The following is a 17,578-nucleotide window of genomic DNA, read 5'->3' on the forward strand; positions in this document are numbered from 1 at the left end:
TTAATGTTATTAATATAATCTGCGATTACCTTACTGACTAATAAAAAATGTTGTACTGATTAATTATGTCCTTTTAATCAATTAGATATAAAAATATCGTGCGTTTTTAAACCACCTGTCAACCTAATCAATGAGAAGTAAATGGACATAGCAATCATTGGAGTTTCTTGTCAATTTCCTGATGCAGAAAATTATAGCGAATTTTGGAATAATGTCATAAACCATCGTAATTCTGTTACAGAAGCCTCAGGATTGCGCTGGAATAGTTCAGGCTTAAGGGGAAATTCAGACGATTATTCTGATAAGCCCCGACCGCAATGGGGAGCTTTTCTGGACAGAATTGGCTGTTTTGACAACCAATTCTTTGGCGTCATTCCAAAAGTTGCTGAAACTATGGACCCACAGCAGAGGATTATGCTGGAACTGACCTGGTCCTGCCTGGAGGATGCCGGGATCCCTCCCTCCACGCTGCGGGGGAGCAAGGTTGGCGTGGTTATCGGCGTTTTCAATAACGATTACAAAGAGCTACAGGAAAACGCTGGCAGCCCTGTTGAGGCGCATCATGCCACCGGCACGGCTACCTCGATTATTGCTAACCGCATCTCACACTTTTTTGATTTCCGCGGGCCAAGCATGCCGATCGACTCGGCCTGCTCCAGCTCGCTGAGCGCAATTCACAGCGCAATCCAGGCCATTCAGCACGGTGACTGCGACATCGCCCTCAGCGGGGGGATTAACCTTATCCTCACGCCGACCCGGCACACCTCTTTTGAAAAAATGGGCATGTTGTCGCCAACCGGCGCCTGCCACTCCTTCGATGCCGAAGCCGATGGCTACGTGCGGGGAGAAGGCGCTGGCGTGCTGCTGCTTAAGCCTTTAGATAAGGCGCTGATCGACGGCGACAATATCCACGGCGTGATCAAAGGCAGCGCGATAAACCATTGCGGCTCGACCTACACCCTCACCTACCCCAGCGCCTCTGCGCAGGCCGACGTCATCGTGGCCGCCCATCTGCGCGCGGGCATTCCCATCAATACTGTGGGCCTGATTGAAACACACGGCACGGGCACCCCGAAGGGCGACCCCATTGAGTTCGAGGGGCTGGTCAGGGCATTTGGCACCCTGGCGGAACAGCAGAAGGTCTCGCTGGAAAAGGCGTTCTGTGGCCTGACGTCGGCAAAATCTAATATCGGCCACCTCGAGGCTGCCGCAGGCGTGGCGGGGATCATCAAGGTGTTGCAGGCCTTCAAAAACCGCAGGCTGCCCCCGCTGCGCAGCTTTTCGGCGCTGAACCCCCGCATTGACGCCACCGCCACCCCGTTCTTCTTCGTGGATCGGGTAAGTGACTGGGCGCGAATCGAGCCGAACACGCCGCTGCGCGCGGGCGTCAGTTCGTTCGGGTTTGGCGGCACCAATGCCCATCTGGTGCTGGAAGAGCCGCCTGCCGATGCCGATCGCGGGCTCGCGGCAGATGAGCCTGCGGCGTATCGCGACTACCCGATCGCGCTGTCGGCAAAAACGCCGGAGGCGCTGCTGCAAAGCCAGCGGGATCTTGCGCACTGGCTCAGTGAAAATCCCGCTGTGCCGCTGGCCGATATCAGTACCACGCTGCTGACGCGTCGCGACAGCTTCGCCTGCCGTTTTAGCTGCGTAACCCGCGATGTGCCGGGCCTGATCGCCGCGCTGGAAAGCGCTATCGCCCCCGGCCCGCTTAAGGTGCCCGAGCACGCGAGGCAGGAGGCAGAGCAAGCCAGCGTCGAAGCGGCCGCGCTGCTCGATGAAATCGTCGGCGTAGCGGGGGAGTCGGCCGCGTTTGCAGCACTCCTGCAACGGCTGTGCGACTGCTATCAGCGCGGGGCGGAGGGTACCTGGGGCCAGCTGTTTAAGCAGGCGCGTTTCCGCCCAATCGGGCTGCCCGGCTATCCCTTTACCCGCAGCCATTTTTGGATCCCGACAGCCTGCCGCGCCGCGTCACCGCGCGCCGCCCTGCCCGCCCGGCTCAGACGCAGGGCTGACGGCGGTCGCTCCCGCTATCAGGGGCAGCTTGAGGGGGACGAATTCTTTTTTGCCGATCACCAGATCGCCGGACAGGCTGTCCTGCCGGGCGTGATGTACCTGGAACTGGTTCGCGCCGCCCTCACCGATGCGGCCACGCTGAAAAATGATCACCGGCTGAGTTTTTCACAGGTGGCCTGGCTACGACCGCTGACCTATCAAAACGCGTCGCAGGACCTGCACGTTCAGCTGGACCCGCAGGAAGCGGCGCACTGGGGCTTTCAGATCCTCGGCAGCGACGACACCCTCTACTGCCAGGGAACGGTAGCGGCAGAAGGGATCGCGCCAGATTCATCTCCGCGTGTGGAAGGGGTTTCGTCTGACTTATCTTCGCGTGTGGAGGGAGCTGCGCCTGACGCATCCCCGCGTGCGGAGAGTGATAGCGGCGTGCGCCTGCTGGATGCGGAAGCCTGCTACCAACAGCTCGATGCACTGCAAATGCACTACGGCGAGGGGTTAACCGCTCTGCGTCAGCTTGCTGCCGGCCCGCGTACCTGCGTCGCCAGCCTGGCGCTGCCTGATGCCCGGGGGACGGCCGCCCCTGCCAACTGGGTTATTCACCCCAGCCTGGCGGATGGTGCGCTACAGGCCGCGGTGATTTGGGTCGCCGGAATGCTGGACGCCGTGCAGCCGGACGAGAAGCTGAACGGCCCGATCGTTCCCTTTGCGCTGGAGAGGCTGGAGGTGCTGGGCTCCTGTAGCGCGACGATGACGGCTACCGTCACGCTTGCGGGAGAAAATACGCTTAGCGAAGGCGTGGCCAGGGTAGATATCAGCCTGGCCGATGCGGCGAACCCGGAGCAGATCGCGCTGCGTTTCTATGGCGTTACGCTTCGCCTGTCCGGGGAGCGTGCCGCGCAGGAAAACGCACATCGCGCCGCCGCCCCCTCTCTGACCCCTCATGAAGCGGCGAGCCTTTACCAGCCCTGGTGGATCCCACAGGCGGCGACAGAGGCAGAAGCGCCGGTCCGCCAGGTGCTGATTATCGGTGCAGCGCAGGATACTGAGCGGCTCGCCAGCCTGCTGGCGCAGGGGGAAACCCCTCCGCAGATCCAGCAAATTCAGTTTGCATCCGCGGCCAACACCGGGAGTCAACAGGGCGTTGTCTCTGTGCGGCCGGGAAACAGTGAAGATTTTATCGCGGCGGTTGATGGGCTGCTGGCGCAGGGCGCCACGCTGGATCGTATCCTGTGGGCCGCCCCCACGCTTGCCGAAGAGGACTTTGCTGCGCGCCTGTGCGCCGGGCCGGAGAGCCTGTTTGCGCTAACCCGGGCGCTGATGCGCAAGGTGAAGAGCGTACGCTTTATTCATCTTCATCTTGCCACCCCGCGCCTGCCCGATGTCGAAGCCCTCAGCGGTTTTTATCGCACCCTGCGCATTGAAAAACCGGCCTACGCGGGCCGCGTACTGTGCTGTGAGGGCGAAAACGACGCCGCACGACTGGCGGCGCTTATCAGCAACGAATTTAGCGACCCTTCAAAAGAGGCCGATGTACGCTACGTGCAGGGGGTGCGCCTGGTGCGCCGCTTTGCCGCCCAGGCGCAGTTGCCTGTTGCGCATCAGATACGGCCACACACCGCCAGCGCCGCCCAGTCCAGCGTGAATCCGTCGCTCTGTGAGCCGGTCAGGCTGCGCCAGCAGGGAACCTACCTGATCACCGGTGGGCTGGGCGGGCTGGGCCTGATCTTCGCCCGCTTCCTCTGCTCGCGCTTTGACGCCACCGTCTATTTGAGCGGCCGCTCGCAGCCCGGTGAAAAACAGCAGCAGCAGCTGATCGCGCTGACCGAACAGGGGGGAGCCGCCCACTATGTCGCCTGTGATATCAGCGAGCGCGATGACGTACAGCGGCTGATCGACAGCGTTCGCCAGTCGGGCCGCGCGCTTAACGGCATTATCCACTCGGCGGGCGTGATTGAAGACAACTTCATTCTGCGCAAGAGTCCGGAGGCCTTTAAACGGGTTATCACGCCGAAGCTGATGGGAAGCTGGCTGCTGGATGCCGAAACGCAGGACTGTCCGCTCGACTTTTTTGCCCTGTTCTCCTCCGTCACCGGCGTGCTGGGCAATATCGGCCAGTGCGATTATGCCTTTGGCAACGCGTTTGAGGATTATTTCGCCAGCCACCGTAACCGGCTCCAGCAGCGGGGTGAACGCCCCGGCAAAACGCTGTCGATCAACTGGCCTTACTGGAAAGAGGGCGGTATGCGCCTCACCGACAGGGAAGAGGCCATTCTGAACCGCCATTTCGGGATTGTGCCGCTGCTGACCGATGAGGGCACCGCCATCTTCGAATATGCCCTTAACAGCCGCGCCTCGCAGGTGGTGGTAATGCCAGGGGATGCCGCGCGCATCGCGGAAGCGCTGAACGTGGTCGACCCCGCGCCGGTCGGTGAACCCCAGGGCCACGACGCCCCTCACGCGGTGCAGGATACGGTGGTTGGCTATCTTTCCGACCTGTTTGCCCGTCGGCTGCGCATCCCGCCGCATTTCGAGCGCCACGGCTTCTTCCGTGACTACGGCTTCGATTCAGTGGTGGCGATAGAGCTGGTCAGCGAGCTGCAAAAGGTATTTGGCAAATCGCTGCCAATGACGCTGTTCTTCGAGCATCCCACTATGGAAGAACTGAGCCGCTTTCTGGTCGACAATTATCAGCAGGCCTGCAGCGCGCTGCTGCCTGAGACGGCTGCGCCTGCCGCCCCGACCGCTGCCGCCTTACGCCTGGCCCCACAGGACACGGCCGCATCCGTACGTCCTGTCCAGCAGGGATCCGCATCCCTGCGCCCGGCACGACAGGACAGCGCGGCATCCGCCGGGGCAGCGGAGACGGCGTTTAAAACGCAGCACGGCTATGAGGGGGATATTGCCATTACCGGCCTTGCCGGACGCTATCCCGCAGCAGAAAATCTTGAGCAGTTCTGGCAGAACCTGAGCCAGGGACGTGATTCTGTGACTGAGGTCCCTGCTGAACGCTGGGAAGAGGCGCGCTGGTTCCAGCCAGGGGCGGCAACGCCCGGTAAAAGCTACAGCCGCTGGGGCGGCTTCCTCTCCGACGTCGGGCGTTTTGATCCACGCTATTTCAATATCTCCCCGAAAGAAACGGAGATTATGGATCCCAACGAGTGGCTCTTTCTGGAAACCGCCGCGCAGGCCATTGAGGATTCAGGCTATACCGCTGACCGGCTGGCTTCCCCGCTGCGCGGTCAGGAAAACCGCGTCGGCGTGTACGTCGGCATTATGTGGGGCGACTATCAGCTCCACGCGGTCACCAGCCCCGAAGCGGAGTGGACCACGTCGCACTCCTCTTACTGGTCGGTGGCCAATCGGGTTTCGCACTTCTTCAATTTTTCCGGCCCGAGCCTGGCGATTGATACCGCCTGCTCCTCCTCCATTACCGCCATCCATCTGGCCTGCAATGCCCTTCGCAGCGGCGAGATATCGGTTGCCATCGCGGGCGGCGTCAACCTGTCCCTGCATCCGTACAAGTACCATTTGCTCTCTAATATGCACTTCCTCTCGACGGATGGCCGCTGCCGCAGCTTTGGCGAAGGTGGCAGCGGTTATGTCCCGGGTGAAGGCGTCGGCGCAGTGGTGCTTAAACCCCTCGCGCAGGCGCAGGCGGATGGCGACGCTATCTACGGCGTGATCCGCGGCAGCGCGGTCAATCACGGCGGGAAAGCGTCCGGCTTCACCGTGCCGAATGCGAAACGGCAGGCCGATCTGGTGACGGATGCGCTGGCGTCGGCGGGCGTTGACCCGCGCCATATCAGCTACGTTGAAGCACACGGAACGGGAACGAAACTCGGCGATCCTATTGAAATCAGCGGGCTGAACAAGGCTTTCACCGTGGCGGGCGAACCTGCTGGCCGCTGCGCCATTGGCTCGGTCAAGGCCAATATCGGGCATCTGGAGGCGGCGGCCGGGATGGCATCGCTGACCAAAGTGCTGCTGCAACTCAAGCATCAGACGCTGGTGCCCTCCATTCAGTCACAGGTTATCAACCCTTTTATCGACTTTCAGAGCGGTCCCTTCCACGTTCAGCAGACGCTGGCCCCGTGGCAGCGCCCGGTGGTGAACGGCCTCTCAGAGGGAGGCACCGCCGTTCCCCGCGAGCTGCCGCGCATCGCCGGGATTAGCGCCTTCGGTGCCGGCGGCAGCAACGCGCATATGATTGTGGAGGAGTACGCTGAACCCCTGCGCGCAGCGGATGAGACGGGCCAGCCCGCGCTTATCGTGCTCTCTGCCCGTCGCGAAGCGGCGCTGCTGACGATGGCCGAACGGCTGGCCACCTTTATTGAGCAGCATCCCGACCTGTCGCTACAGGACGCGGCCTGGACGCTCCAGGTTGGGCGCGTTGCACACGAACACCGGCTGGCGCTGGTGGCGGAGAAAGCCGGGGATGCCGTCAAAGCGCTGCGCGCCTTTACGCAGCAGCATCTCTCCGGGCTGATGACGGGCCATCGTGATAACGCCCGTCAGGCGACGAACACGCCGCCGCTGGCCGAGTGGATCCGCCAGGGCCGCCTTGGTGCGCTGGGTGAGGCCTGGGCGAATGGCCACGCCGTCGACTGGTACGCACTGCACGCCGGTCATTTACGTCGACGCGTCTCGCTGCCCGGCTACGCCTTCCAGCGTCAGGATTGCTGGGCGCCGGCCGCCCCTGCAACACCGCGCACCGCCGCGCTGCATCCGCTGATTGATAGCAATATTTCTACCCTTGCCGAACAGGCTTTTCACAAAACGCTGCGCGCAGACGAGTTCCTGCTAAATGACCACCGGCTGGGCGAGAATCGCATCCTGCCCGGTGCCGCCTGCATTGAAATGGCGCTAACCGCCAGCGAACTCGCCCTGAAAGGGAACGCGCTGCCCGCGACGGGCGATTTGCCTGCCCTGTCGCAGGTGGCGGATGTGCAATGGCTACGACCCGTTGCGGTCAGCGGCTCGCTTGAGATCGGCATTGCCCTGCTGCCATCGCGCGGCGGGCTTGAGTTTGACCTCTACCGCACCGAGGCGGAACACCGGCACACCTGCGCGCGCGGACGGCTGAGTCCCGGCGGCGCATCGCCGCCCCCGGCGGTTGATCTGAATCGCTTTTTTGACGGCGGCCAGATGCTGCAACGCACTGAGCTGGACGCTGCGTTTACCCGGCGTGGCTTCACCTTTGGCCCGGCGTTCCAGATCCTCGAACGCCTCTGGTTCAGTGCCGACGAGGCGCTGGCGGAGCTGAAATTCCCCGGCAGTCTGAACAGGGTTCCCCTGCTACAGCCGTTTATTCTGCCGCCGTCGCTGCTGGACGGCGCATTCCGTACGGTATTAGGCATCGGTGGCCTCACTGCGGCGAAAAACGTCATTGAGGTCCCGGTTGCGCTGGCGCGCTTGCAGGTGTTCGGCCCGGTTAACGCCGTCTGCTATAGCTGGGCGCGCCGTCATACCGCCCAGGCGGCAGGCGCTACCGCCACCCACTACGATATCGATCTGCTCGATAGCGCAGGCGGCGTGGTGGTCAGGATCGAACGGCTACAGACCCAGCTCGCCCCCCACCTGGGGCTTCAGGCCAGCGCGGGTGCGGCACACAGTGCCAACCGGGCAGTTACCGCTGGCATATCGCACAGTGCCAGCCGGGCGGTCAGCGCAGGCATCGCGCACGGCATAGATCGCGCGGTCAGCACGGATATATCACACAGTACAAATCGACCGCCTGGCGCGACGGCGGCTGCGCCGCTTCACGCCGTGGCGGCGGCCCCGCAGGCGAAAGCCACCGTTCAGCCTGCGGCGGACTCGATACGCGAGAGCGTCCTTAACCTGCTGATCGCCAGGGTTATTGAGGTAACCAGGCTTGATGCGGGAGAAGTGAGTGCCACGACGCTGCTCGCCGATTACGGTCTGGATTCAATCATGATTCTGGCACTGAACGAAACGCTTACGGCGGCGTTCGGAGAGGTGCCGCAAACGCTGTTCTACGAATACGAAGACCTCGCCTCGCTGGCCGATTTCCTGATTGAGACCTGCGGCGACCAGGCCGCCAGGATAGCGGCACCCGTACTTTCGCTGGTGGCAGCAGAGGCAGCAGAGGCAGCAGAGGCAGCAGAGGCAGTAGGTAAACCGCTGTCGCCACTGGTAGCAATGGAGGCCGCGGATAAACTGGCGCTGAACCCATTATCAGGGGCGGCGGGGTCGCCTGATGACCTGCCCGTAACGCGCGATCTTCTGTCTGTCATCACCGATGAGCTGACCGGAACGCGCGATATTCTGCTCGCAGCCATGACGGCGGCGCTGGACTCTGCGGCGGCAGGCTGTACCTGCCAAACCCCGCTGCACCTGTGGCCGGTGGATACCATTAGCCAGATCCGGCTTCAGGCCGAGCTGGAGAGGCATTTCGCTGGCGTCAGCGCAAACCATCTCTATTTCCACACGACCCTGGATAGCTGGGCGGCAGAGATTGACGCCGATAACCCGGCGAAAGCCAGTGCGCAGACGACGCGCTCCGCCACGGCCTTATCGGCAACAAATACGCGTTCGGCGCATAGCGCGCCCGCGTCTGCGCCGCATTTGCGGCTGAGCCTGGCGGAGCTGCTGAATTCATCCCGTGCCGACACGCTGAAGCGACACGCCGGGTTAAGCCCGCAGGAAACGGAGGCCCGGCAGGATATCGCCGTTATCGGGCTAAGTGGCCGCTATCCGGGTGCCCGCAACCTTGAGGAGTTCTGGGCCAACCTCTGCGCCGGAAAGGACAGCATCACGGAAATCCCGCTGTCGCGCTGGGACGTCAGCGAACACTACTCCCCCGAGCGGGGAAGCAAGGATTCGGTGTACAGCAAGTGGGGCGGATTTATTGACGATATCGACCAGTTCGATACCCAGTATTTCAATATTTCTCCGCGCGAAGCGGAGCTGCTGGATCCCCAGGAGCGGCTTTTCCTGCAAACCGCATGGGAGTGCGTTTCCGATGCCAGCTATTCGCGCCAGGCGCTGAGCAGGTCGCAGGTCGGCGTCTACGTTGGCGTCATGTGGGGCCAGTATCAGTTTATCGAGACCACCGCCAAACAGCACGAGTCGGGCTGGGCGATGGCGCTGCACTCTTCGGTAGCTAACCGCGTCTCTTTCTACTTCAACCTCGACGGTCCCAGCGTCGCGCTGGACTCGATGTGTTCATCATCCCTGACCGCCCTGCATATGGCCTGCCAGGCCATTCACAGCGGTGACTGCAACATGGCGATCGCGGGTGGGGTCAATCTCATCGTCCATCCGATGAAATATTACCAGCTGGGTCAGAACCAGTTCCTCTCCAGCGACGGTCGCTGCCGCGCCTTCGGTGAAGGTGGCGATGGCTACGTGCCGGGAGAGGGCATGGGCGCCGTGCTGCTTAAGCCGCTACGGCAGGCGCTGGAAGACGGTGACCAGATTTATGGCGTCATCAAGGCCACGGCCATCAATCACGGCGGCAAAACCAGCGGCTTCACGGTGCCGAATCAGGCCGCGCAAAGCCAGGTCGTCAGTACGGCGTTTCAGCGCGCGGGCTGGCAGCCTGACTCGCTGAGCTATATCGAAGCGCACGGCACCGGCACCTCACTGGGCGATCCCATTGAAATCGCCGGTCTGACGAAGGCTTTCTCGCGCATGTCGGCTGAAACGGAAGGCGCGCAGCAGCCTCAGCCAGGCCAGTGCCGCATCGGATCGGTGAAAAGTAATATCGGCCACCTGGAGTCCGCTGCGGGTATCGCCGGGCTGACCAAAATCCTGCTGCAAATGCGATATCGCAGGCTGGTGCCGTCGCTGCATGCCGACAGGCTCAACCAGAAAATCAACTTTACCGCCTCGCCGTTCCGCGTGGTACGCGCGCTTGAGAAGTGGGAGTCGACGCCCGATCTGCCGCGACGAGCGGGCCTGAGCGCGTTCGGTGCCGGAGGGTCAAACGCGCACGTCCTGATTGAAGAGGGGCCGCGCCCTGCCCCATCCGCCTGTGCGGCTGCTGAACCCCGGCTGTTTGTCCTCTCGGCGGACAGCGACGCGCGTCTGGCGCGCTATGTGGAGCGGATGATCGCTTTTCTGAGCCGCATCGCACGCGACCCTGACGCCGCGCCCGACTTCGCGTCGCTGGCTTACTCCTCGCTGATTGGGCGGGATGCCATGACCGAACGTCTGGCGGTGGTGACGGGAAGCGCGGGAGAACTCCTTACGCAGCTTGAGCAGTACCGCGATAAAGGCGCGGCCACGCAGCTCTACCGTGGGCGACTGGTCGGCAGCAACGACCGGCTGGATACTATCCTGGCGGCGGCGCAGCTTGATGAACTGGTCGATAGCCTGGTTCAGGCGCGGCAGCTGACCCGGCTTGCCCGCCTGTGGACCACCACGCTGGACCTCAGCTGGGATCGCTACGCCAGGCCACTGTTTGACAGCGCCTCCGCGCCGGGCGCGGTGCGGCGCGTCTCCTTCCCGCCGCTGCCGCTGATAACGCGCAGGCACTGGCTGGAACTGCCTTCCGCTCAGCCCGGTCAGGGCCGCGCCAGCGCGCTGCATCCGCTGCTTGACGAAAATATCTCGACGCTCTCACGTCAGGGATTTAGCAAGCAGTTTACCGGGCGGGAAAGCTATCTTCGCGACCATGTGATTGATACCGGCGAGCCGCGGATGATACTGCCTGGCTCCGCCTGGCTTGAAATGGTGCGGGCGGCGGGCGAGCGGGCGATTGATAACGGCTGGAAGGTCGGCGCCATCCGCAATCTGATGTGGATGACGCCCGTCGAGGTAGAGGGTACGCCCGTAGATATTGACGTCGGGCTGGCGCATCAGGGCGGTGAAAGCGTTCGCGTGGAGGTGCTAAACCTCACCACCCACCAGCTGGCCATAGAGGCGGAGGTGGTGTATCACCCCGACGCGTCTGACGCCGCGGACGAATGGATCGACCTTGCCGCGCTGCGCGCCGCCGGGAAACGCGAGGATGACCAGGCCACGTTCTACGCTGAATTTGCGCAAATGGGCTTTGCTTATGGCCCGAGCTACCGGGTGACGCGTGAGCGCTATCGCTTCGCCGACTCGGCGCTTAGCCGCCTCTGCCTGCCGGAGACCGCTGCCGCCACGGCCGATGCGTTTTACCTGCACCCTTCCCTGCTGGACGGTGCGCTGCGCACCTGCCTGGCGGTCGGGCTGGAGCCGTCTGGCTACACCCTGCCGATGGTGCCGTTTTTCCTCGGCGAACTGGCGCTGCGCCATCCGCTGGGCCGTGAGTGTTATGCCTGGGTCACCCCGGCGCAGTCGCGCCCCCAGGACGACGACCTTAACAGCAGCGTGCGCAAGTTCGATATTACGCTGATGGATACCGAAGGCCGTGTGCTGGCCCGACTGACGGACTTTGCGGCGCGGATGCTGACCGGCAGTGACAGCAGTGACAGAAGTGACAGCAGCGTCAGCAACGTCAGCAGTGACAGCAACGTCAGCAACGTCAGCAACGTCAGCAACGTCAGCAGTGACAGCAGCGTCAGCAACGTCAGCAACGTCAGCAACGTCAGCAACGTCAGCAGCGAACGCAATACTAGCAGCGATGGCAACAGCGCGAACGCCGTTCCGGCGCAGCAGGCGGTGCAGTTCTATGGCTATAGCTGGGTTGAATCGCCCCTGCCCGCCGCCCGGTCGGCAGGCGGTGACCTGGCCTGTTCGCGAAGCGGTAACGCCGCCGTGCCTCAGGTGCTGGTCATCAGTCAGGATCCCTCGCTGGCTGAGGCCCTGCGCGGGCTTTATGGCGACAGCGCCAGGGTCATTGCCGTGACGCCAGGCAGTGAGTTTGTTCAGCATGATGCGCACCGGTTCAGCGCCGATCCGCTGTCGGTCGCCAGCATGCAGACGCTGTGCGCGCAGCTCGACGCACAGCAGCTCTGGCCCAGCCATATCGTTGAGGCATCCGGCGCGGATACGCACTTTGACCCGTTGCTGGACGACGGTTGTGCCGCACGGCTGCATAGCGGCCTGCAGACGCTGCGCTCGCTGTTCGTTGCGCTGGAGCGGGTGAAGCCGGGCCGGGCCCTGCGCTGCGCCAGCCTGTATGTTGCACAGCCGCACCGGGCCGAACCGCAGAATGACGCGCTGAGCGGCTATGCACGCTCGCTGCTGACCATCAACCACCGCTTTGAGCTGTTTACGCTGCGCAGCGATGCCGGGGACAGCGCCGCGCTGGCCGGATGCGTCTGGCGGGAGTTCGTGCAGCGTCCCGCATCCGAAGCCGGGCTGGAGCTGGCGTACTGGAGCGGCAAACGCTACCAGCGCCAGCTCAGCGAAATAACGCCTCCGGTCGCAAGCGACGATGCGCGCCTGCCATTTGTCCGTCAGGGCTGCTATCTGATCACCGGCGGCGCAGGCAAGCTGGGCCTGCTGATGGCCCGCTATCTGGCGTCACACTATCAGGCGCGCCTGGTGTTAAGCGGACGCGCTGCCCAGCCGGGTGAATCCGTCCAGCAGCAGCTGGCGATGATGCGCGAGCAGGGTGCGGAAGTGTGCTACGTCGCCGCGGATATCGCCCAGCCGGGCGGTGCCGACGCGCTGGTAGCACAGGCGAAAGCGACATTTGGCTCGCTGAATGGCGTGCTTCACTGCGCGGGCGTCGCCAGCGCCACGCCTGTCACCGAGCTGGACGATGCGGAGTTTGCCGCGCTGATTGGCCCTAAAGTCGATGGCCTGGTCGCGCTCGATCGCGCTACGGCGCAGGAGCCACTCGCCCTGTTCGTCAACTTCTCCTCTGTCTCGGCGGTGCTGGGCGATCTCGGCTCGGGTGCCTATGCCGCAGGCAACCGGTTTATGGACAGTCATGCCGTCTGGCGTACCGCAATGGTCAGTCAGGGCCTGCGTTCCGGCCAGAGCCTTTCCGTCAACTGGCCGCTGTGGGCCAGCGGGCAGATGGATATCACCGCCGATGATGTCTCGCTGTTTGAGTTTTCCGGCATGGCGGCGCTGGAGGCAGATGCCGGTATTGATGCCCTCAGGCGCGCCCTGCTTGAACAGCGCCCTGAGCTGCTGGTGATGGTCGGCGACCGCGTCAAAATCGCCCGCGCCCTGCGTATCCAGGCCCATCCACGTCGGGCCGATACGGCGAAACCTCAGGGAGATCGCGCGGTGGCTCATGGCGGTTCGGCGGCGGCGGCGCATAGCGCGGTGGCTTATAAGGACTCAGTGCCCGCATCGCATAGCGCGGTGGCTTATAAGGACTCCGCGCCCGCATCGCATAACGCGGTGGCTTATAAGGACTCCGCGCCCGCATCGCATAGCGCGGCGGCTTCGACCGACGCAGCTTCGGCAGCACAACATCGTGCCCTGACTCAGGCTGAAAACGCGCTCAGGGCGCATATCTCGGCGATCACCAAAATGCCCGCCAGCGAGATCGCCGTGGATGCCACCTTTGAGCAGTTGGGTATGGATTCCGTCATGCTGATGGAGCTGCGCGCGCTGCTGGAAAAAGAGTATGACGGGCTGTCGAAAACGGCACCCTTTGAGTTTGATACCACCTCGAAGCTCGCCGCACACCTGCACCAGCGCTATGGCGCAGGCCTGCCACCGCAAGCAGCGGCGGCACAGCCACAGGCCGCCCTGGCCGCGGCTCAAAGCGCCACCGCAGCGGACACCGCACAGATTGTCGGACAACGCCGCGATACCGCAGCGAAAATCGCACAGAATGCCGGTAAGCGTAGCGAATCCGACCACATCCTGCGTTCGCGCTTTATGCCGACATCCTCCTTACCCGCCAGCGTGCAGAGCGACAGCGAGGCGGTGGCGATTGTCGGCCTTGCCGGAGAATTCCCCGGTGCCGACAGCCTGGCGGCGTTCTGGGACAACATCCAGGCGGGCAAAGAGTGCCTCAGCGCCATTCCACAGGCGCGCTGGACGGTCCGGGCGGATAATAACGGGAACCCGCGCTACGTCAATCGCGGCGGCTTCCTCGACAATGCGGATCGTTTCGATCCCGATATGTTCCGCATGACGCTTGAGGAGGCCAGCCGCCTTGATCCCCAGGTACGCGTGCTGCTGCGCTCGGCGTGGCACGCGCTGGAGGATGCGGGCTATACGCCATCGTCGCTCAGGGCGCAGCGGGTCGGCGTTTACGTCGGCGCGATGAACGAGGACTTCACCTGGATTATGTCCGGCCTGTATGCGGAAACGGGCGTCTATCCCGGTGCGGGTTCCGTGGTCAGCGAGCTGGCTAACCGCATCTCCTTTTTGATGAATCTGCGCGGGCCGAGTCTTAGCATCGCGGCCACCTGTGCCTCATCGCTGACCAGCGTGCACCTTGCGCGGCGGGCCATTCTCGGCGGCGAGTGTGATATGGCGCTGGCGGGCGGCATCAACCTCAGCCTGCACCCCAGCAAATATATGCTGCTGCAAAATATGAAAGTGCTGTCGCCGCACGGCAGCGAACGCACCTTTGACGATCGGGCCGATGGGCTGATCCCCAGCGAAGGATCCGGCATGGTGGTGCTAAAAAGGCTCAGCCGTGCGCGGGAGGATGGCGACCATATCTACGGCGTGCTGCGCGGTTCGTGCATCGGCCACGCGGGTACCGGTGCCGGGCAATATATGCCCAGCCTGGCAGTGATGGAAGAGACGGCCAGCCGGGCGCTGAACGAAGCGCAAATTGATATCCGTGAGCTGACCTATATCGAAAGCCACGGTGCCGCGACCGAGCTGGGTGACCCCATTGAGCTGAAGGCGCTGGCTAATGCGCTGCGTCGGCAGACGGATGCCTCGCAGTTCTGCTCGCTGGGAACGAAAGCGAACCTCGGGCATATGGAGGCCGCATCCGGCATCTGTTCGCTGATCAAGGTGCTGTTAAGTATGCAGCATGGGCGGATATCGCCCTGCGCAAACCTGACCCACATCAACGCGTCTTTCGATCATCAGGGATCGCCCTTTACCTTCCCGCGTGAGGCGTGCGACTGGAGCCGCAATGCGCGAGGTTCCCGCCTGGCGGGGATCAACTCCTTCGGCATGGGCGGTTCCACCGCATTTGTCGTTGTGGAGTCGCCAGAGGCCGACGCGCCGCAGCCTGTTGCGGGCAGCGACAGGGATGTCACCCCGCAGATTGTGGTGCTCTCCGCGCGCCGGGCTGAACGCCTGACCGCTTATGCCAGCGCCCTGCGGGACTTTGTGCAGGTGCAGGGCAGCAGGCTGAATCTGGCCGATCTCGCCTGGACCAGCCAGACCGGACGAGTCGCCTTTGAAAACCGGCTGGCGGTGGTGGCAACCAGCAGCAGTGACCTGCTGGCGAAGCTGGGATCCTTTATTGCCGACCCTGACGCCGGCCAGGCAAACCCTGACATTTACAGCGGCAACGTGCGCGAGCGGAGCGAAGTCTCGCAGCTGATCGCCGGTGAGGCAGGAAAAAGCTTTGTCCGCGAACTGGTGCAAACGCAGCAGCTTGCGCGCGTGGCGGCGCTCTGGTGCCGCGACTGTGACGTTGACTGGATGCTGTTACACCGCGATGCCCCGCGTCAGCGCGTGGCCTTTCCTGGCTATCCCTTCGCAAACGAGCTGTGCGACCTCTATGCCGCCCTGCGTGTTGACGCCCCGCGCCGGGCCGCAGCCGATGAAACGGCCTCTGCTGCGGTGCCGGTTCCGCTGTCCGGGGCGATTGAGGGCCCCGCGCTTCCTCAGGCGTGGTTTGCTTCCCGGCTAAGCGATCGCAAAGCCGTGGCGCTGAGCAAAAAGCAGCTGAAAGCGTTCTGGGCGAGCGAAACAGCAAGCTGCACGGAGTCAGGCTCGCTGCTGACCGCCCTGGGCCTTATCGCCGGGGAAAGCCAGGAGGACGCTTTCCGCACGTTAGCCGGACATTGTCTGGTGGAGCGGCAGCCGGGTAGCGATACCGTGGCGGTGCTGCAGGCCTGCACGCAGCGTCTGGAAATAAGCCTGGAAACGCTGATCGCCGCAGGCTGGGCGCTGCTGATCAACCGCCATACGAAAGCCACCGCCCCGGAGTTCGGCTGGCTGCGATCCGCCGGATCGGATCGCGAATCGCCGCTACCCCCCCTGCCGGTGAGGATCCAGGCCGTCGGGCGACAGAAGATCGCCCCCTGGCTCGCGGCCATAGAGGAACAGCTTGCACAGCGCCTCGATCATGCTGGCACCGCGCCAGGACAGATTGCGCCGTGGACGCGCGGCATCGCCCCGTTTGAAAGCGCGCTAATCCTGACCGACCCCGCCACAGACACCGTCCCCGCCACGGCTACTGTCAGCGCCAGTGAGGCTCGCCTGGTTGATGATCTTTTCGCCGCTCACCCCACGCTGCATCTGGCGCTGTGGGTCCAGGTTGAGGCACATGGCCTGCATTTACGCCTGGGTTATCGGGCGGACAATCTGCCTGCCGCACCGCTGGAGCCGCTGCTGGAGCAGCTTGAGATCCTGCTTGAAGGACTCGCCAGCCACCCTGACCGCAACCCGGCAGCGCTGACGATGCGCAGCAAACACGAAGGGCGAAAAGCCTTCTGGAACACGCTTGAACAACTTAATCCGCAGGAGCAGGCCCAATGAAAGTATTGCTTACGGGTGCGAACGGGTTCGTCGGACTCAACGTGGTGACCGCGCTGCTGGCGGCGGGTCATCAGGTGACGGCCTGGGTGCGTCCCACCTCCAATCTGACCTTCCTTAAGCCTCTCGGCGTCGACCTGTTGCAGGGAGAGCTGCACGACCGGGTGGCGCTGCGTACGGCGATGGAGAGGCATGACGCCGTGATCCATACGGCAGGGAATACCAGCAGTAACCGTCGTGACTGGCCGCTGCTGGAAGCGGCGAATATTGCAGGCACCCATGCGGTCACCGACGCGGCGCTGGAGAGCGGTATCGCACGCCTGGTCTATACCAGCACCACGTCGACCATTGGTGCCCGTAACGACCCGTACGCCCTGGCGACCGAAGAGACGCCGCTGCGCGGTTTTCGCGCGGGCAATCCCTATGCCATCAGCAAACTCCGCGCCGAGACGCTGGTGCGCCGCGCCTGCGACCGCGGGCTGTCTGCGGTGATCCTCAATCCCGCTGAAGTGCTGGGCGCATTTGATTATTCCATGCAGTGGGGACGCATGGTGCTGGCGGTTTACCACAACCAGCTCCCCTTTATGCCGCCGGGCGGCGCCAGCTTCTGCTCCGCCGCCGATGTCGGTCAGGCGCACGTCAGCGCGCTGACGCGCGGTCGCAGCGGCGAGAACTACATCATTGCCGGGACCAACGCGCACTATACCGAGCTGATCGCCAAAATCGAATCGGTCCTGCTGCGTAAGGTGGATACCCCGCAAACCCATTATTCGCGTTTCTGGCTGAAAACGCTGTTGCAGGAAAAACTCCCCTGGCTGGTGCGCGGCGAACCGGTCGTCGATGCCTATCGTCTGCGCGTATTCGGCGGGGTTTATTACTTCAGCAGCGCCAAAGCAGAGCGCGAACTGGGCTATCAGCCCACTTCCCTGCGCCGAATGGTAAGCGACTGTGCCTCCTGGTATGAGGCCAACGGCTTTATTGCATCCGGGCAACCTGAAACATCCTCCGTGAAAGAGTAACCCTC

2 protein-coding genes are annotated in these 17,578 nt (G+C 63.2%); both read left to right on the forward strand.

What is annotated here, in order from left to right:
- Positions 1–141 precede the first annotated feature (141 nt).
- Positions 142–16,557 carry an SDR family NAD(P)-dependent oxidoreductase gene (locus AC4PCC_RS19985; protein WP_492125680.1) on the forward strand — a complete coding sequence of 5,472 codons (16,416 nt, stop codon included), beginning with the start codon at positions 142–144 and terminating at the stop codon, positions 16,555–16,557.
- On the forward strand, positions 16,554–17,573 hold the full coding sequence (locus AC4PCC_RS19990; RefSeq protein WP_492125681.1) for an NAD-dependent epimerase/dehydratase family protein: 1,020 nt from the start codon (positions 16,554–16,556) through the stop codon (positions 17,571–17,573). Before AC4PCC_RS19985 ends, AC4PCC_RS19990 begins: the two co-directional genes overlap by 4 nt.
- The last annotated feature ends 5 nt before the right edge of the window (positions 17,574–17,578 follow it).

Source organism: Erwinia sp. L03-1 (assembly GCF_058686115.1).

Excerpts from the sequence above, each read along its gene's own strand:
- AC4PCC_RS19985 (WP_492125680.1), top strand. The coding sequence starts at position 142 with ATGGACATAGCAATCATTGGAGTTTCTTGTCAATTTCCTGATGCAGAA.
- AC4PCC_RS19990 (WP_492125681.1), top strand. The coding sequence starts at position 16,554 with ATGAAAGTATTGCTTACGGGTGCGAACGGGTTCGTCGGACTCAACGTG.